The organism is Agrococcus sp. Ld7 (genome assembly GCF_045064095.1).
In the GTDB taxonomy this organism is placed as follows: Bacteria; Actinomycetota; Actinomycetes; order Actinomycetales; family Microbacteriaceae; genus Agrococcus.
Window position 1 is genome coordinate 192,716 of the sequence record NZ_JBISGY010000002.1, and the last position, 16,248, is coordinate 208,963.

Below are 16,248 nucleotides of genomic sequence, written 5' to 3' on the forward strand. Positions count from 1 at the left end.
CGGACTCTCCTACTAGCGCTTCTTCTTGCCGGTCGAACGGCGACGGACGATGAGCTTGTCACTCGGCTTGTTGGGGCGGCGGGTGCGACCCTCGACCTGACCCCAGGGGCTGACGGGGTGGCGGCCACCGCTCGTCTTGCCCTCGCCGCCACCGTGCGGGTGGTCGACCGGGTTCATGGCGACACCGCGGACGGTCGGGCGGACGCCCTTCCAGCGCTTGCGGCCGGCCTTGCCCCAGTTGATGTTCGACTGCTCGGCGTTGCCGACCTCGCCGATCGTGGCGCGGCAGCGTGCGTCGACGTTGCGGATCTCGCCGGACGGCAGCCGGAGCTGCACGTAGGGGCCGTCCTTGGCGACCAGACGCACCGAGGCACCCGCCGAGCGGGCCATCTTGGCGCCGCCGCCCGGGCGGAGCTCCACAGCGTGGATGACCGTACCGGTGGGGATGTTGCGCATCGGCAGGTTGTTGCCGGGCTTGATGTCGGCGCCTGCGCCGGACTCCACGACGTCGCCCTGGCCCAGCTTGGTGGGAGCCAGGATGTAGCGCTTCGTGCCGTCCTCGAAGTGCAGCAGCGCGATGCGCGCCGTGCGGTTGGGGTCGTACTCGATGTGCGCGACGCGGGCGTTCACGCCGTCCTTGTCATTGCGACGGAAGTCGATGACGCGGTACTGGCGCTTGTGACCGCCACCGATGTGACGCGTCGTGATGCGTCCGGTGTTGTTGCGGCCGCCGGTCTTGGGCAGCGGGCGAAGCAGCGACTTCTCGGGCGTCGATCGGGTGATCTCAGCGAAGTCGGCGACGGACGAGCCTCGACGACCCGGGGTCGTCGGCTTGTACTTGCGAATAGCCATGTTCTCGTTCCTTCAGTCCTCAGCCGACAGCCGTGAAGATGTCGATCGAACCCGACTTCAGCTTCACGATGGCGCGCTTGGTGTCCTTGCGCTTGCCAGTGCCGAAGCGGGTGCGGCGCGTCTTGCCGACGCGATTGAGGGTGTTGACGCGCTCCACCTTGACGCTGAAGATCTTCTCGATCGCGAGCTTGATCTCGGTCTTCGAGGCGCGGGGGTCGACCTCGAAGGTGTAGCTGCCCATGTCGATGAGCGCGTAGCTCTTCTCCGACACGATCGGTCGGATGATGACGTCGCGCGGGTCCTTGTTGTAGCCGCTCATCAGTTGTCCTTCTCTGCCTTGTCGGCCTTCGAGGCCTTGCCGGCCTCGACGAAGCCTGCGGCCTCAGCGGCCGCGGCGTCGCGGAACCACACCTCGGCCTCGGTCTGCTCGTACCAGCGGCCCTCGGGCCGGTGGAACTTCATCGAGTTGGCGTTGCCCTTGATCTCGAAGCCCTCGGGGGCCGAGCCGTCCTCGAGCGGGGCGTGGGAGTCGGGGCCGAAGTCGGCGGCGTCCGCAGCCGGCTGCTCAGCGACCTTCACGGGCTGCTCGGCCTCGGCGGCCTTGGCTGCCTTCGGCTCGGCTGCCGCCTTGGGCGCAGCTGCTGCGACCTCGACCGACGAGCCCGTCTTCGCGGCGACGAACGCCTCGAAGGCGGTCTGCGAGAAGACGATGTCGTCGCTCACGAGCACGTCGTAGGCGTTGAGCTGGTCCCAGGGGAGCACGTGCACCTCTGCGAGGTTGCGCACCGAGAGGAACGCGGTCTCCTCGGCGCGATCCAGCACCAGCATCACGTTCTTCGCGACGCCGAGCGCCGCGAACGTGTCGACGGCGGTGCGGGTGCTGGGCGCCTCGGAGGAGAACGCCGAGATGACGTGCACGTGGCCACCGCGAGCGCGGTCCGAGAGCGCGCCGAGCAGCGCAGCGGCGATCATCTTCTTCGGGGTGCGCTGCGAGTAGTCACGCGGCGTCGGGCCGTGGACGCTGCCACCGCCGCGGTGCTGCGGCATGCGGATCGAGCCCTGACGGGCGCGGCCGGTGCCCTTCTGCTTGAACGGCTTCGCACCGGATCCCGAGACCTCGCCACGACCCTTGGTCGAGTGCGTGCCCTGGCGTGCGGCAGCGCGCTGCGCGACGACCACCTGGTGGATCAGCGGAACATTCGTCTGGACGTCGAAGATGCTCGCGGGCAGCTCGACCGAGCCTGCCTGCTCGCCCTTGGCGTCGACGATGGCGACCTGTGCAGTCATGCTCAGGCTCCCTTCACAGCGTTGCGGACGTACACGAGACGACCACGGGCGCCGGGAACGGCTCCCTTGACGAGCATGAGTCCCTGCTCGGCGTCGACGGCGTGGATCGTGAGGTTGAGCACCGACACGCGGTCCGTACCCATGCGGCCCGGCATGCGCTTGCCGCGGAAGACGCGGCTCGGCGTTGCCGAGGCACCGATGGAGCCGGGCTTGCGGTGGTTGCGGTGGGCACCGTGCGATGCCGAGACGCCAGCGAAGTTGTGGCGCTTCATGACACCTGCGAAGCCCTTGCCCTTCGACGTGCCGACGACGTCGACCTTCTGGCCGGCGGCGAACAGGTCGACTGCCAGCTCCTGGCCGAGCTCGTACTCGGCGGCGTTGTCGGTGCGCACCTCAGCGAGGTGGCGGCGCGGCGTGACGCCAGCGGCGTCGAAATGCCCGGCGGCAGGCTTCGTGACCTTGCGCGGGTCGATCTGGCCGGCGGCGATCTGGATGGCTGCGTAGCCGTCCTTCTCGGGCGTGCGGATCTGCGTGACCACGTTCGGCGTGATCTCGAGCACCGTGACGGGGACGAGCTTGTTGTGCTCATCCCACACCTGGGTCATCCCGAGCTTCTTGCCGAGCAGGCCGCGAGTCGTCGTGATCTTCGACATGGCGTTCCTTAAAGCTTGATCTCGATGTTGACGTCAGCGGGCAGGTCGAGGCGCATGAGCGAGTCGACTGCCTTCGGCGTCGGGTCGATGATGTCGATGAGTCGCTTGTGCGTGCGCTTCTCGAAGTGCTCGCGGCTGTCCTTGTACTTGTGGGGTGACCGGATCACCACGACCACGTTCTTCTCGGTCGGCAGCGGCACAGGGCCCACCACCGTCGCGCCCGCACGGGTCACGGTGTCGACGATCTTGCGCGCCGACGAGTCGATGACCTCGTGGTCGTACGACTTCAGTCGGATGCGGATCTTCTGTCCCGCCATGGCTGACTCTCTTCCTGTCGACGCAGCTGTTCTGGGCTGCTCGCAACGCACTCTCGAGTGCACCGCTGTTCTTCTGTCAATGCCCGCAAGGGGCGCGCGCCGCTGCCGCCCATGGCAGTGCCATGATCGACGTCGGCGAAGTTCCTGTTGGAGCTGCCCGCGGCCCAGGATCGTGATCGACCTGTGCACAGCCAGAGCAGTGAGCGACGTGAACCGCCGCGTTTGCAACCTCACGATTCTCGCACGGATGCGAAGGCTCGTGCAACCCGGGCGTGTCGCGCTCATCGCGACAACCAGAACGGGGACGGGGCGAGCCCCGTCCCCGCCTGTGCAGCGCTCTACTGCTGCTGGTCCTGCGCGTCCTGCGAGCCCTGCGCGTCCTGCTGGCCGACGAAGCCATCGCCGTGCTCCTGCGCACGGTCGGTGTGCTCGGCGAACTTGCCGCCGGTCATCTTGTCGAAGCCGTCGCCGACGCCCTGGATGGCCTGATCGCTGTGCTGCTCGCCCTGCTCGCTGTTCAGCGCGTCCTTGCCCTTGTTCACGAGGTCATCGAAGCCCATGCGTCGTCCTTCCTTCGGTGCCGCGCCGATCGCGGCAGTGGCTCAGCCAAGCACACGCCTCGGTCGCCCGCCATGGGCGAACGCTCAGACGACGCGGCTGCCCGCCTGCCACACGGCGCCGGTGAGGGGCACCCCCGGTCGGTAGGCGAGGTGCGTGACGGACGGCGCCTCCAGCACCTGCAAATCAGCTCGGGCGCCGGGCCGGATGCGTCCCAGCGGCAGGCGCGCGCGCCCGGCGCGATCGATGGTCGGCTCATCGCGCTGCAGCGCCCTCGCTCCGCCGAGCGTCGCCGCCCGCACCGCCTCCTCGACCGTGAGGCCCATCTGCAGCACGGCGGTCGCGATGCAGAACGCCATCGAGGTGGTGTAGCTCGTGCCCGGGTTGCAGTTCGTCGCGATGGCGACGATGGCGCCCGCATCCAGGAGGCGCCTCGCGGGCGCGAGCGGCATGCGCGTCGAGAGGTCGCACGCCGGCAGCACCGTCGCGACCGTGCCGCGGCCGCCCTGCCACGAGCCCGCGAGCAGCCGCACCTCCTCGTCATCGAGGAAGGCGACGTGGTCGACGCTCGCCGCCCCGAGCTCCACAGCGAGCCGCACGCCCGGCCCCTCACCCAGCTGGTTGCCGTGCGCCCGCAGCGCGAGCCCCGCACCGCGCCCGGCTTCGAGGACGCGGCGCGACTGCGCCTCGTCGAAGGCGCCGCGCTCGCAGAAGACGTCGATCGCGTCGACGTGCGGCGCGACGGCGTCGAGCATCGCACCGACGACCAGGTCGACGTAGTCGTCGGGCTCGGCGCCAGCCGGCACCAGGTGCGCGCCCAGGAAGCTGACCGAGTCGGCCCGGGTCGCCGCGATGCGGGCGCTGCGCAGCTCGTCGGCGACGGTCAGCCCGTAGCCGGTCTTGGTCTCGAAGGCGGTCGTGCCGCCGCGCAGCATCTCATCGGCGAGCCGGTCGAGGTTGGTGGCGAGTTCGTCGTCGGTCGCGGCGCGGGTCGCGTCCACGGTCACGCCGATGCCGCCGGCGGCGTAGGCCTCGCCGGCCATGCGCGCCTCGAACTCGGCGGTGCGGTCGCCGGCGAACACGAGATGCGTGTGACTGTCGACCCAGCCGGGCAGCACCGCGCGGCCCTCCACGTCGACGCGCTCGTCGGCTGCCGGTGCGGCGGATGCCTCACCCACCCACGCGATCGCGTCGCCGTCGACCACGACGGCCGCGTCGCGCATTCGCCCGAGGCCCTCGTCGTTGGTCGTGAGCTCGCCGATGCCGGTGATGAGCGTCGCGCTCACGGCTGCTGCTCGTGCTCGATGCCGACCCGGAAGCTCTCGCCCTCGCGCGCCGACCAGGATTCCACGCGGTCGAGCATGCCGGCCCCGAGCAGCGCACCGCCCCCGACCGTGAAGGCGACGGATGCCTCGATGTCGCGGGCGAGGAAGCGGTCGGGCCCGACGCCCGGCACCAGCGCGCGGAGCTGCTCGATGACCCGCCCGGTGCGGGGACCGGGCGCGTCGTCGCGCAGCTCGATGCCGCGCGCTGCCGTCATGATCTCGATCGCGAGCACGCGGCCGAGGCCGTCGACGGCGCGGCGCAGCTTGCGGGCGGCGCCCCACCCCATCGAGACGTGGTCCTCCTGCATCGCGCTCGAGGGGATCGAGTCGACCGACGCCGGGCTCGCGAGCCGCTTGAGCTCGGAGACGATACCGGCCTGCGTGTACTGCGCGATCATCAGGCCGGAGTCGACGCCCGGGTCGTGGGCGAGGAACGGCGGGAGTCCGTAGGAGCGCGCCGGGTCGAGGAAGCGGTCGCTGCGGCGCTCGCTCATCGAGGCGACGTCGGCGATCGCGATGCCCAGGAAGTCGAGCACCGCGGCGACCGGCGCCCCGTGGAAGTTGCCGTTCGAGACCACGCGGCCGTCGGGCAGCACGACGGGGTTGTCGATCGCGCTCGACAGCTCGATCTCGGCGACGCGGGCAGCGTGCGCCGCGGTGTCTCGCGCCGTGCCGTGCACCTGCGGGGCGCAGCGCAGCGAGTAGGCATCCTGCACCCTCGTGTCCTCCGGCCCCTTGTGGCTCGCGACGATGGGACTGTCGGCCAGCAGCGCGGCGATGTTGGCGGCACTGGCGACCTGGCCGGGATGCGGGCGCAGCGCCATGAGCTCTGCGGCGAACGGCGCGTCGGTGCCGAGCAACCCCTCGACGCTCATCGCGGCGGCGAGGTCGGCGGTGTCGAGCAGCTTGTCGAGGTCGGCGAGCGCGAGGCACAGCATCGCGAGCATGCCGTCGGTGCCGTTGACGAGGGCGAGCCCTTCCTTCTCGGCCAGCACCACGGGCGTCAGGCCGGCGCGGGCGAGGGCCTCGGAAGCGTCGAGGAGCTCGGTGGCGAGTGCCAGCGGGCCATCGCCCGGGCGGTCGACCCGCACGGTGCCTTCGCCCATCGCCGCGAGCGCGATGTGCGACAGCGGCGCGAGGTCGCCCGAGCAGCCCAGCGAGCCGTACTCGCCGATCACGGGGTGGATGCCGGCGTTGAGCATGCCCGCGTAGAGCTCTGCCGTCGCGCGGCGGATGCCCGTGCGGCCGGTCGCGAGCGTCTGCAGCCGCAGCAGCATCAGCCCTCGCACCACCTCGCGCTCGATCTCCTCGCCGCTCGAGGCCGCGTGCGAGCGGATGAGCGACTGCTGCAGCCGCGTGCGATCCTCCGGCCCGATCGCGGTGTTCGCCAGCGCGCCGAAGCCCGTCGAGATCCCGTAGTGCGGTCGCGGGTCTGCGGCCAGTCCGTCGATCACCGCGCGGGCGGTGTCGATGCGGTCGAGCGCCGCGGCGCTCAGTTCGACGGCCGCGTCGAAGCGTGCGACCTGCACAACATCGTGGCGGGTGAGTGGGGCGTCTCCGATGCGTACGGGCATGGCCCCATTCCACCGCTCCGGCCCGAGCGCCGCACCCGCGTCGTGCACACTGGTGTCTGAGATCTCAGACGAGCCGCTCGAGCCCGAACGAGCGCACCATGAGGAGGCGACCGATGACGGTGCCGAGGATGCCTGCGGCCCGCAGCGCGCTGCGCGTGCTCTCGCTGCTCGCGGAGCAGGCCGGCCCGGTGCGCGCCGCGACCATCGCGCGCACGCTCGAGCTGCCGCGCTCGAGCACCTATCAGCTGCTGCAGGTGATGCGCGACGAGGGCTTCCTGGTGCACTACCCGGAGCTCGGCGCCTGGGGTCCGAGCGCACGCGTCCAGCAGATCGGCTCGCGCGTCGCGGCGGCGACCCGGCTCGAGCGGCTCGCGCAGCCGCTGCTCGACCGCCTGGTGCGCGGCGCGCAGGTGCCGACGACGAGCCACCTCGCGGTGCTCACCGGCAGCGATGTCGCCTATGCGGGCCGCGGCGAGCAGCCGCGCTCCCCCTCGACCGTCTCCAGCGTCGGCGTGCGGCTGCCGGCGGTCCGCACGGCGACCGGCAGAGCGATGCTGTCGGCCCTCAGCACCGAGCAGGTGCGTGCGCTCATCCCGCGCGACCGCGATCTCGCAGGTGAGCAGCCGTCCACCCGAGCCGCACTGATGACGCTGCTCGCGGGCGTCCGGCGGCGCGGCTGGGCGCGCGAGGACGGCGAGGTCGATGCATCGTACGGCTCCGTCGCGGCGGCAGCACGCGACGGAACCGGCTACCCTGCCGCCGCCATCGGGCTGACCTTCCGGCAGGCGGCGCTCGATCTGTCGGACTGGGAGTCCCTCGGGGGGCAGTGCGCGGCCGCCGCCGCCGAGCTCACGCAGCGGCTCGGCGGCGGCTGACGCCTCGTCAGAGCGGCTGCTCGCGCGTGTCGCCCTCGGGTTCCTCCGAGGCGCCCTCGGTCGCGGCCGAGGCGTCATCGACGTCGGCGCCCGCGGGCGGCATCGCGTGCGCCCGATCGATCACATCCTGCGCACGCTCGGCCTGCTCGTCGTAGCTCGCGCCGGTCGCGTCATCGACGAAGTCCTTGCTCCCGTCGACATCGACGCCGGGCAGCTCCACATCGGGTCCGTCGTCGTGCCGGTGCTCCACCGGCGGCTCAGCGTTCGCCATCTCCCACCTCCGTCGTCACGGGCGGGTCGTCCGCCGCCCTCCTGCCAGCAGACTACGCGCCGCGATCAGAGCACCCCGTCGATGAGCCACCACACGCCCACGACCAGCTGCGCGATGGCGATGATGAGTGCGACGGAGACAAGCGTCACGTGCACCGTGAGGAACCGCGTGGGCTTGCCGTGCGCATCTCGCGCGCGCTCGTCGTCCGCGACGCGTCGCAGGAACGCGGGCCACACGAGCAGGCTGAATGCCGACCCGATCAGCAGCAGGATCGCACCGACCACACCCACGGCGTCAGTCATCACGAGCCGGATCGTCCGGGCGGGCGTGCGCGATGCGGATCAGCTGCCGCAGCACGGCCTCGTCGATCTGCTCGAGCCGCTTGACGTAGACGCAGCCGGCGCCCTCCGTGTAGGAGCCGAGCCTCGGCAGCAGCGCTGCCCCTTCCGCGGAGTCCTTCAGCCCGTAGAGCGAGAGCGCGCTCTTGCGCGGCGAGAAGCCGACCTTGGGCCACTCCCCCTCGGTCCGAGACGTCTTCGACGGCGAGACGGAGTGAAAGCTGCCGAACCCGACGATCGACGGCCCCCACAGCACGGGCGCCTCGCCGGTCTCCTCGCGCATGATCTCCACGAGGCGCCGGCCGTCGGCGGCCCGCTGCGGCGGCTGCGCCGCGTCCAGGAACGCGTCGACGAATGCATCGGTGGGTCTGGTCTTCGCCTCGGCCATGCCTCCATGATGCACCCCCGCACCCGCGCGCGACACGGTGCAGCGCCGTACCGCCAGCGCACGCAGAAGGGGCCCCGCCGAAGCGGGGCCCCTTCTGTGCAGTCAGCTGACTACTTGACGATCTTCGTGACCGTGCCGGCGCCGACGGTGCGGCCACCCTCACGGATGGCGAAGCCGAGGCCCTCCTCCATGGCGATCGGCTGGATCAGCTCGACCGACATGTCGGTGGTGTCGCCGGGCATGACCATCTCGGTGCCCTCGGGCAGCGAGATGACGCCGGTGACGTCCGTGGTGCGGAAGTAGAACTGCGGGCGGTAGTTCGTGAAGAACGGGTTGTGACGGCCGCCCTCGTCCTTGGCGAGGATGTACGCCGTGCCCTCGAAGTTCGTGTGCGGCGTGACCGAGCCCGGCTGCACGACGACCTGGCCGCGCTCGACGTCCTCGCGCTTCGTGCCGCGAAGGAGCAGACCGCAGTTCTCGCCGGCCCATGCCTCGTCGAGCTGCTTGTGGAACATCTCGATGCCCGTGACCGTGGTCTTCTGCGTCGCGCGGATGCCGACGATCTCGACCTCGGAGTTGATCTTCAGCGTGCCGCGCTCGGCGCGACCCGTGACGACCGTGCCGCGGCCGGTGATCGTGAAGACGTCCTCGACGGGCATCAGGAACGGACGGTCGCGGTCGCGGACCGGGTCCGGGATGTTGTCGTCGGCAGCCTGCATGAGCTCGAGGATCGCGTCGACCCACTTCTCCTCGCCCTCGAGCGCCTTCAGCGCCGAGACGCGGATGACGGGGGCGTTGTCGCCGTCGAAGTCCTGGCTCGAGAGCAGCTCGCGAACCTCGAGCTCGACGAGCTCCAGGATCTCCTCATCGTCCACCATGTCCGACTTGTTGAGCGCGACCATCAGGTACGGCACGCCGACCTGCTTGGCGAGCAGCACGTGCTCGCGCGTCTGCGCCATCGGGCCGTCGGTGGCGGCGACCACGAGGATCGCGCCGTCCATCTGGGCCGCGCCGGTGATCATGTTCTTGATGTAGTCAGCGTGACCGGGGGCGTCGACGTGCGCGTAGTGGCGCTTCGGCGTCTCGTACTCGATGTGCGAGATGTTGATCGTGATGCCGCGCTGACGCTCCTCGGGAGCGGAGTCGATGGTCGCGAAGTCGCGCTGCACGTTCGTCGAAGACGGGTACTTGTCAGCAAGGACCTTCGAGATGGCAGCCGACAGCGTCGTCTTGCCGTGGTCGACGTGACCGATCGTTCCGATGTTGACGTGCGGCTTGGTCCGCTCGAACTTGGCCTTAGCCACTGTGTCCTCCTAGGACTGTTCTCGTGAGTGCACCGCCGCGACTGCGACGGTCCTTCGGGGTGGTGTTGATCTATCGTACTTCGGCGACGGATGCAGAGAAAACCGAAGCCTATGACGGTGGCCGTCGGGGCGCCGAGCTGGCCGCCCCGACGAGCTCACTCGCCCTTGCTCTTCTGGACGATCTCCTCAGAGACGGCCCTGGGGACCTCGGCGTAGCTCGAGAACTCCATCGAGTAGACGGCGCGCCCGGAGGTCTTCGACCGCAGGTCGCCCACGTAGCCGAACATCTCGGACAGCGGCACGTCGGCCTTGATGACCTTCACGCCCTGCGCGTCCTCCATCGACTGGATCTGCCCGCGACGCGAGTTCAGGTCGCCGATCACGTCGCCCATGTACTCCTCGGGCGTGCGCACCTCGACCGCCATGAGCGGCTCGAGGAGGATCGGCTGCGCCTTGCGGGCAGCCTCCTTGTACGCCATGGAGCCGGCGATCTTGAACGCCATCTCCGAGGAGTCGACGTCATGCGCAGCACCGTCGAGCAGCGTCGCCTTGACGCCCACCGTCGGGTAGCCGGCGAGCACGCCGATCTGCATCGCGTCCTGCATGCCGGCGTCGACCGAGGGGATGTACTCACGGGGCACGCGACCGCCGGTGACGGCGTTCACGAACTCGTAGGTGACCTCGGTGGTGACCTCCATCGGCTCGAGCTTGATCTGCACCTTCGCGAACTGACCGGATCCACCGGTCTGCTTCTTGTGGGTGTAGTCGAACTTCTCGATCGTGCCCTTGATGGTCTCGCGGTACGCGACCTGGGGCTTGCCGACGTTCGCCTCGACGTTGAACTCGCGCTTCATGCGGTCGACGAGGATGTCGAGGTGCAGCTCGCCCATGCCCTTGATGACCGTCTGACCGGTCTCCGGGTTGTTCTCGGTGCGGAAGGTCGGGTCCTCCTCGGCGAGCTTCTGGATGGCGATCGAGAGCTTCTCCTGGTCGGCCTTCGTCTTCGGCTCGATGGCGACCTCGATCACGGGCGCGGGGAACGTCATCGACTCGAGGACGACCTGGTTGGCCGGGTCGCTCAGCGTGTCGCCGGTGGTCGTGTCCTTGAGGCCGATCACCGCGTAGATGTGACCGGCGGACATCGCCTCGACCGGGTTCTCCTTGTTGGCGTGCATCTGGAAGATCTTGCCGATGCGCTCCTTCTTGCCCTTGGTCGAGTTCACGACCTGGGCACCGGAGTCGACGTGGCCCGAGTAGACGCGCACGTAGGTGAGACGGCCGAAGAACGGGTGCACGGCGACCTTGAACGCGAGCGCCGCGAACGGCTCGTCGCGGTCCGCGTGCCGCTCGATGACGAGCTCCTCGTCACGCACGTCGCGACCGGGGATGGCCGGCACGTCGAGCGGGTTCGGGAGGTAGTCGACGACCGCGTCGAGCATCGGCTGGACGCCGCGGTTCTTGAAGGCGGAGCCGCACAGCACGGGGTAGATCTCCGAGTTGACCGTCATCTTGCGGATGGCGGCCTTGATCTCGGCGACCGTGATCTCCTCGCCCTCGAAGAACTTCTCCATCAGCGCGTCGTCCGTCTCGGCGACCGTCTCGATGAGCGCCGCGCGATACTCGTCGGCCTTCTCCTTGAGCTCTGCGGGGATCTCCTCGATGGCGTACTCGGCGCCCATCTTCACGTCACCCTTGGAGTCGCCTCGCCAGGTCTTCGCGTTCATCTCGACCAGGTCGACGATGCCCTCGAAGGAGCTCTCCTCGCCGATCGGCAGCTGGAGCACCAGCGGACGAGCGCCCAGGCGGTTGATGATCGTGTCGACCGTGAAGTAGAAGTCGGCACCCAGCTTGTCCATCTTGTTGACGAAGCAGATGCGCGGCACGTCGTACTTGTCGGCCTGGCGCCAGACGGTCTCGGACTGGGGCTCGACGCCCTCCTTGCCGTCGAAGACGGCCACAGCACCGTCGAGGACGCGCAGCGACCGCTCCACCTCGACCGTGAAGTCGACGTGTCCGGGGGTGTCGATGATGTTGATCTGGTTGTTGTCCCAGAAGCAGGTCACGGCGGCAGACGTGATCGTGATGCCGCGCTCCTGCTCCTGCTCCATCCAGTCGGTCGTCGCGCCGCCGTCGTGCGTCTCGCCCATCTTGTGGTTGACGCCCGTGTAGAACAGGATGCGCTCGGTCGTGGTGGTCTTGCCGGCATCGATGTGCGCCATGATGCCGATGTTGCGGACCTTCTTCAGGTCCGTGAGCACGTCCTGTGCCACAGGGTTCCTCCGATGAGTGGATAAGCGATGGATGGTGGGCTGCGGGCCGCCGAACGGCGGCCCGCAACGGATCACCAGCGGTAGTGCGCGAAGGCCTTGTTCGACTCGGCCATCTTGTGCGTGTCCTCACGGCGCTTCACCGCGGCGCCGAGGCCGTTCGAAGCGTCGAGGATCTCATTCATGAGGCGCTCGGTCATGCTCTTCTCGCGACGCGCCTTGGCGTAGGAGACGAGCCAGCGCAGCGCGAGCGTGTTCGCGCGGTGCGGCTTGACCTCGACGGGCACCTGGTAGGTGGAGCCACCGACACGGCGCGACTTGACCTCGAGGGTCGGACGGATGTTGTCCAGGCCCTTCTTGAGGATCACGACGGCGTCTTCGCCCGACTTGGTGCCGACGCCGGCGAGCGCGCCGTAGACGATGCGCTCGGCGAGGCCCTTCTTGCCGTCCAGCAGGATCTTGTTGACGAGCTGCGAGACGATCGGTGCGCCGTAGACGGGGTCAGCAACGACGGGGCGCTTGGGTGCGGGTCCCTTGCGAGGCATTACTTCTTCTCCATCTTCGCGCCGTAGCGGCTGCGAGCCTGCTTGCGGTTCTTCACGGCCTGGGTGTCGAGCGCGCCGCGCACGATCTTGTAGCGCACGCCGGGGAGGTCCTTCACACGACCGCCGCGGACGAGCACCATCGAGTGCTCCTGGAGGTTGTGGCCCTCACCGGGGATGTAGGCGGTGACCTCGGTGCCGTTGGAGAGCTTCACGCGGGCGACCTTGCGGAGCGCGGAGTTCGGCTTCTTGGGCGTGGTGGTGTAGACGCGGGTGCAGACGCCGCGCTGCTGGGGGTTCGCCTTCAGCGCCGGCGCCTTGGTCTTGGTGACCTTCGGCGTCCGGCCCTTGCGGACCAGCTGCTGGATAGTGGGCACGTTGCTTCTTCCTGCTGCACGGTGACAGCGCTTCGATTGATGCGCCGGCTGGGCCGGCTCCATCGGGAACCCACCGTGCACGCTCTCGAGCGTCTCGGTGACGAGTGGTGGGTATGCCGTGGGGGTCAAGGACGTGGGTCCGTGTCCCGAGTGAACTCATCCGCTCCCCGCGCATGACGCGAGGCGCGCTTGTGCGCACACGAGGTCGATCTTACCGGCGGGAGGAATCTCGGTCAAGCGCCAGCCGACACGCCGCGCGGTCGCGGGCCGCTCCACCGGCCTCGCGCGCGTCAGCGCCCGTCCAGCTCCCGCAGGCTGCCCAGCGGTGCGCGGCGGGCCCGCTCCGCCGACTCCGGGGAGAGCATGCCGCGCTCCTCGAGCACCGCAAGCGCCGCATTGCGATCAGCGAGCACCGCCTGGCGCTCCCCCGGCGCCATCGCCGCCAGCTCGTCGCGCAGCGATCCCGTGCCCTGACCGCGGTCGGACTGCAGCGCCGGGATCGCCGCCATCGCTCCGCCTCTCGAGAGCAGCAGCTGCAGCGTCCCCGTGACCGCCGCGATGAGCGCTGCGGCGGCGATCGGGATCGACCAGCTCGCCCACGCAGCGAAGCCGGAGCTCTGCGCGAGGCCCGTGCCGAACCAGAGCGCGATCGCGCCCAGCACCGCCGTCGCGATCGCGACCCAGATCCACAGCGGCATGCGCGGACGCGCGCGCGCGAGCCACGTGCCGAGCACCGCGAGCTGCACGATGGCGCCGATCGCGAAGCACACGCCCGCGATGGGCGCCGACTCGGCGATCGGCATCCGCCAGATGCCGACCGGGTCGCCGAGCAGGGACGCCATCCCGATGAGCGGCGCGAGCACCACGGCGACCAGCGCCAGACCGGCCATCCAGCCGCCGAGACCGCGTGCTGCGGCACCCGGCCGCCGCGGAGCGGCGATGGCAGCGAGCGACGCCCCGTCGTCACCGGCGAGTGCGAGGGCGCCCGGATGTCCCTGCAGGGCGTACGCCTCGAGGAGGCCGAGTCGGGGCGTGTCGCTCGCCGAATGCTGCTCGGCCCAGATCCGGGCGCTGGGGTGACGCAGGCTCACTGCCTGCTCCCGATCGCGGCCTCCGACGACCAGACGGTGCCGCCCAGCGCCGCTTCCGACGGCTCGCTGGCCCGGAACGGGCCGGCAGGGCCGACCACCGCGACGGAGGCGGCGAGCGCGTGGAAGCTCGGCACGACGTCTGCCGCGAGGCCGGGCAGCGTGGGCTCGAGACGGATGTGCACGACCGCGCGCTCGTCGGTGCAGATCAGATCCACCCCGACCAGGTCGATGCTCGCGCCCGACTGCTCATCGAGCTGCCGCTCGCGGAAGATCCGCTGCACGCCGGGGCCGAGCTTCGGCAGGTCGATCGGCGACAGCGCGCCGCCCGCCGCGGCCCAGTCGATGGGCTCCGCCATGGCGCCGAACGCGATGTGCACGAGCACCATGCGCAGCTCGCGCACCGGCCAGAACTGGAAGCACAGCGCATCGTCGGGCCGGCGCCGATCGAGGCCGTGCTGCAGTGCCGCGGGCACGAGCGCCTCGTGCTCGGGCTGCCACCGCTCGCCCCAGTCCCGACGCAGCTCCGCCGTCCGGGCGCGAACCCAGGCGCCCGCGTCGGCGGTGCCAGGCGCCGGGATCTCGAGCCAGCCGGGGTCCTCGGAGGTCGCCGTGACGGTCCACCCGGTCGTCTGCTGCATGGGGTCGAACCTACCGGCGTCGTGCTGGAGCCGCGTCAGAAGCCCATCCACTTGAGCGCCGGGAACCGCTCGGTGAGCCCTTCGGTGCCGGAGAGCCGCGTGCCGTAGGTCGTGAGCTTGATCGCGTTGCCGATGTAGGAGTGCCCGAAGTCGAAGCCGACCGCGAGCCGGCTCGTCCAGTCGATCCCTTCGTCGAAGACGTTGCTGAGGGTGCTGAAGTCGTCGAGCGACTTGCCGGTCATGAGCTTCACCATCGAGCCGCCCAGGCCGCCGGTGTTGTTCAGCTGCCAGAACGTGCTGGCGCTCGCCCGGAAGCCCTGCAGGCCGCCGCCGGCGAACTGCGATGCGATGGAGAGGGTCTTCACCTGCGACGCGGCGGCCGTGTAGGTGGACGGCTTGAACGCGCCGCCGGCGACGTCGCCGGCGAAGCTGAGCAGCCCCGACTTGCCCTGTGCGAGCTTGCCCATGGACCCGAACGGGAACACGCCCACGACGGCGAGCGCCACATCGAGCTTCGAGGCGTCGTCGCGCCGCCACTGGTAGAGCGTGCCGATCAGCGTCAGGAGCGCGACGACCGCGCCGAGGGCAGCGAGGATCGGACCGCTGATCACGAGACCGACCACGGCGAGCACCAGGCCGACCACCGCGAGCACCTTGAGTGCGCCGGCGACGAACCCGTCGAGGTCGTCCCAGCGGCTGTCCTTGATCTTGCCCGCCAGGGTGGAGTCGATCTCGTCCGCGGCGTGCTCGAACGCCGTCTCCCACGAGTCGTAGTCCTCGTCGAAGGCGGTCGCCTCGGTCTCCCACGCCTCGTAGGCTGCGAGCTTGGCCGCGTCCTCCTGCTGCCGCTGCTCCGCCTCGGGGGAGTCGTGCTCGGGCTGGCCCCAGCCGCCGATGCCGCGCGGCTCGACCGATCCGGGCAGCGAGGCGAAGCTCTCCCAGAGCGTCCTGCATCGCGTGACGTGACCATTGACGGCCGGCTGGTCGGCGGCCAGGGCGACGCCGTAGGCGCGCACGATCGGCCCGGTCGGCGTGTACAGCGCTCCCGCCTCCCGCAGCCGGTCGTGGACGTCACCGACCCCCTCGCGAAGCTGCTCCGCTGCCCTGCCCTTGAGCCCGTCGGTGCCGGCAGCGAGGTCCTGCAGGATCTTCGCGCTGCCGGTCATCATCGCGCCGAGCTCCTCGATCTCGTCGCCGCGCGTGGTGATGGCCGCGGGGTCGCCCTCGAGCTCGGTGATCTGACGCCCCTTGGGGGAAGGACTCATCCACGTCATCGTCTGCTCCTCATCCGGCCGTCATGCTGTGGGCGGTCTCGACATCCCAGTCGGTGAACCCGTCGAGCACGCCCTGCACGTGCTCCTGCACCTGCTTGATGCCGTCGCGCAGCTCGTCTCGCTTGTCGTCCCACCGATCCTCGAAATCCTCGACGGCCTCGCGCAGGTCGTTGCGGCCGTAGGGGTCGCCGATGGCGCCCTCCAGGACATCGGCGCGATCCTCGGCGCCGTCGAACTCCGCGACGATCGCCTGCAGATGCTCGTTCAGCGTGCCGAGATCCTCGAACTTGATCAGGACGTCCATCGTGCCTCCTCGT

At 69.9% G+C, this 16,248-nt stretch carries 20 protein-coding genes; 1 reads left to right on the forward strand and 19 read right to left on the reverse strand.

The features are described 5' to 3' along the window. Positions 1-12: 12 nt before the first annotated feature. The 8 genes from rplB to hutH form a co-directional block, all read right to left on the reverse strand. Entirely contained in the window at positions 13-852 is an 840-nt protein-coding gene (rplB, locus tag ACJJVL_RS01185; RefSeq protein ID WP_405216180.1) for a 50S ribosomal protein L2, read from the reverse strand. A 19-nt stretch (positions 853-871) separates the two neighbouring features. Next, complete coding sequence (rplW, locus tag ACJJVL_RS01190; RefSeq protein WP_405216181.1) at positions 872-1,171, reverse strand: 50S ribosomal protein L23; 300 nt, start codon at positions 1,169-1,171, stop codon at positions 872-874. Beyond that, entirely contained in the window at positions 1,171-2,139 is a 969-nt protein-coding gene (gene rplD / locus ACJJVL_RS01195) for a 50S ribosomal protein L4 (RefSeq protein ID WP_405216182.1), read from the reverse strand. The genes rplW and rplD overlap by 1 nt, the downstream gene beginning before the upstream one ends. 2 nt (positions 2,140-2,141) lie before the next feature. Beyond that, positions 2,142-2,792 (reverse strand): 50S ribosomal protein L3, encoded by a 651-nt coding sequence (rplC, locus tag ACJJVL_RS01200; protein ID WP_405216183.1) that lies wholly within the window; start codon positions 2,790-2,792, stop codon positions 2,142-2,144. 8 nt (positions 2,793-2,800) lie between these two features. Continuing rightward, a complete protein-coding gene (gene rpsJ / locus ACJJVL_RS01205) occupies positions 2,801-3,109 on the reverse strand; it encodes a 30S ribosomal protein S10 (protein WP_021010896.1) in 309 nt (102 codons plus the stop codon). Between the two features lie 338 nt (positions 3,110-3,447). Beyond that, the gene (locus tag ACJJVL_RS01210; protein WP_405216184.1) at positions 3,448-3,669 is read right to left on the reverse strand and encodes an Rv0909 family putative TA system antitoxin; all 222 of its coding nucleotides are present in this window, start codon (positions 3,667-3,669) and stop codon (positions 3,448-3,450) included. Positions 3,670-3,753: 84 nt separating this feature from the next. Beyond that, positions 3,754-4,890: an imidazolonepropionase gene (gene hutI, locus ACJJVL_RS01215; RefSeq protein WP_405216298.1), complete on the reverse strand. Its 1,137-nt coding sequence runs from the start codon at positions 4,888-4,890 to the stop codon at positions 3,754-3,756. 59 nt (positions 4,891-4,949) lie between these two features. Continuing rightward, positions 4,950-6,566, reverse strand: coding sequence for a histidine ammonia-lyase (gene hutH / locus ACJJVL_RS01220; RefSeq protein WP_405216185.1), 1,617 nt, complete (start codon positions 6,564-6,566; stop codon positions 4,950-4,952). Positions 6,567-6,679: 113 nt separating this feature from the next. Here hutH and ACJJVL_RS01225 point away from each other — a divergent pair, with 113 nt between their 5' ends. Next, positions 6,680-7,441, forward strand: coding sequence for an IclR family transcriptional regulator (locus ACJJVL_RS01225; protein WP_405216186.1), 762 nt, complete (start codon positions 6,680-6,682; stop codon positions 7,439-7,441). Between the two features lie 7 nt (positions 7,442-7,448). On the opposite strand, the gene ACJJVL_RS01230 is transcribed toward ACJJVL_RS01225, so the two are convergent. The 11 genes from ACJJVL_RS01230 to ACJJVL_RS01280 form a co-directional block, all read right to left on the reverse strand. Then, positions 7,449-7,712, reverse strand: a complete 264-nt coding sequence (locus tag ACJJVL_RS01230; RefSeq protein WP_405216187.1) for a hypothetical protein — start codon at positions 7,710-7,712, stop codon at positions 7,449-7,451. A 65-nt stretch (positions 7,713-7,777) separates the two neighbouring features. Continuing rightward, on the reverse strand, positions 7,778-8,014 hold the full coding sequence (locus ACJJVL_RS01235) for an SCO4848 family membrane protein (protein ID WP_405216188.1): 237 nt from the start codon (positions 8,012-8,014) through the stop codon (positions 7,778-7,780). Continuing rightward, complete coding sequence (locus ACJJVL_RS01240; RefSeq protein ID WP_405216189.1) at positions 8,007-8,438, reverse strand: DUF1801 domain-containing protein; 432 nt, start codon at positions 8,436-8,438, stop codon at positions 8,007-8,009. The genes ACJJVL_RS01235 and ACJJVL_RS01240 overlap by 8 nt, the downstream gene beginning before the upstream one ends. Positions 8,439-8,548: 110 nt before the next feature. Then, positions 8,549-9,742, reverse strand: coding sequence for an elongation factor Tu (tuf, locus tag ACJJVL_RS01245; RefSeq protein WP_405216190.1), 1,194 nt, complete (start codon positions 9,740-9,742; stop codon positions 8,549-8,551). A 155-nt stretch (positions 9,743-9,897) separates the two neighbouring features. Beyond that, positions 9,898-12,012 (reverse strand): elongation factor G, encoded by a 2,115-nt coding sequence (fusA, locus tag ACJJVL_RS01250; RefSeq protein ID WP_405216191.1) that lies wholly within the window; start codon positions 12,010-12,012, stop codon positions 9,898-9,900. Positions 12,013-12,083: 71 nt separating this feature from the next. Further along, positions 12,084-12,554, reverse strand: coding sequence for a 30S ribosomal protein S7 (rpsG, locus tag ACJJVL_RS01255; RefSeq protein ID WP_405216192.1), 471 nt, complete (start codon positions 12,552-12,554; stop codon positions 12,084-12,086). Next, positions 12,554-12,928 (reverse strand): 30S ribosomal protein S12, encoded by a 375-nt coding sequence (gene rpsL, locus ACJJVL_RS01260; RefSeq protein WP_011186743.1) that lies wholly within the window; start codon positions 12,926-12,928, stop codon positions 12,554-12,556. The genes rpsG and rpsL overlap by 1 nt, the downstream gene beginning before the upstream one ends. Positions 12,929-13,218: 290 nt before the next feature. Then, positions 13,219-14,019, reverse strand: coding sequence for a hypothetical protein (locus ACJJVL_RS01265; protein ID WP_405216193.1), 801 nt, complete (start codon positions 14,017-14,019; stop codon positions 13,219-13,221). Beyond that, the gene (locus tag ACJJVL_RS01270) at positions 14,016-14,657 is read right to left on the reverse strand and encodes a hypothetical protein (RefSeq protein WP_405216194.1); all 642 of its coding nucleotides are present in this window, start codon (positions 14,655-14,657) and stop codon (positions 14,016-14,018) included. The genes ACJJVL_RS01265 and ACJJVL_RS01270 overlap by 4 nt, the downstream gene beginning before the upstream one ends. A gap of 35 nt (positions 14,658-14,692) precedes the next feature. Further along, the gene (locus ACJJVL_RS01275; protein WP_405216195.1) at positions 14,693-15,931 is read right to left on the reverse strand and encodes a hypothetical protein; all 1,239 of its coding nucleotides are present in this window, start codon (positions 15,929-15,931) and stop codon (positions 14,693-14,695) included. Positions 15,932-15,941: 10 nt separating this feature from the next. Beyond that, positions 15,942-16,235, reverse strand: coding sequence for a hypothetical protein (locus tag ACJJVL_RS01280; RefSeq protein WP_405216196.1), 294 nt, complete (start codon positions 16,233-16,235; stop codon positions 15,942-15,944). Positions 16,236-16,248: the final 13 nt, after the last annotated feature.

What these genes read in the sequence shown, in the direction of transcription:
- rpsG (WP_405216192.1), bottom strand. Translation starts at nt 12,554, where the DNA reads ATGCCTCGCAAGGGACCCGCACCCAAGCGCCCCGTCGTTGCTGACCCC.
- ACJJVL_RS01240 (WP_405216189.1), bottom strand. Translation starts at nt 8,438, where the DNA reads ATGGCCGAGGCGAAGACCAGACCCACCGATGCATTCGTCGACGCGTTC.
- hutI (WP_405216298.1), bottom strand. Translation starts at nt 4,890, where the DNA reads ATGCGCGACGCGGCCGTCGTGGTCGACGGCGACGCGATCGCGTGGGTG.
- ACJJVL_RS01230 (WP_405216187.1), bottom strand. Translation starts at nt 7,712, where the DNA reads ATGGCGAACGCTGAGCCGCCGGTGGAGCACCGGCACGACGACGGACCC.
- ACJJVL_RS01270 (WP_405216194.1), bottom strand. Translation starts at nt 14,657, where the DNA reads ATGCAGCAGACGACCGGGTGGACCGTCACGGCGACCTCCGAGGACCCC.
- rplD (WP_405216182.1), bottom strand. Translation starts at nt 2,139, where the DNA reads ATGACTGCACAGGTCGCCATCGTCGACGCCAAGGGCGAGCAGGCAGGC.
- ACJJVL_RS01225 (WP_405216186.1), top strand. Translation starts at nt 6,680, where the DNA reads ATGACGGTGCCGAGGATGCCTGCGGCCCGCAGCGCGCTGCGCGTGCTC.
- ACJJVL_RS01235 (WP_405216188.1), bottom strand. Translation starts at nt 8,014, where the DNA reads ATGACTGACGCCGTGGGTGTGGTCGGTGCGATCCTGCTGCTGATCGGG.
- ACJJVL_RS01280 (WP_405216196.1), bottom strand. Translation starts at nt 16,235, where the DNA reads ATGGACGTCCTGATCAAGTTCGAGGATCTCGGCACGCTGAACGAGCAT.
- rplW (WP_405216181.1), bottom strand. Translation starts at nt 1,171, where the DNA reads ATGAGCGGCTACAACAAGGACCCGCGCGACGTCATCATCCGACCGATC.
- ACJJVL_RS01210 (WP_405216184.1), bottom strand. Translation starts at nt 3,669, where the DNA reads ATGGGCTTCGATGACCTCGTGAACAAGGGCAAGGACGCGCTGAACAGC.
- rpsJ (WP_021010896.1), bottom strand. Translation starts at nt 3,109, where the DNA reads ATGGCGGGACAGAAGATCCGCATCCGACTGAAGTCGTACGACCACGAG.
- rplB (WP_405216180.1), bottom strand. Translation starts at nt 852, where the DNA reads ATGGCTATTCGCAAGTACAAGCCGACGACCCCGGGTCGTCGAGGCTCG.
- hutH (WP_405216185.1), bottom strand. Translation starts at nt 6,566, where the DNA reads ATGCCCGTACGCATCGGAGACGCCCCACTCACCCGCCACGATGTTGTG.
- ACJJVL_RS01275 (WP_405216195.1), bottom strand. Translation starts at nt 15,931, where the DNA reads ATGACGTGGATGAGTCCTTCCCCCAAGGGGCGTCAGATCACCGAGCTC.
- rplC (WP_405216183.1), bottom strand. Translation starts at nt 2,792, where the DNA reads ATGTCGAAGATCACGACGACTCGCGGCCTGCTCGGCAAGAAGCTCGGG.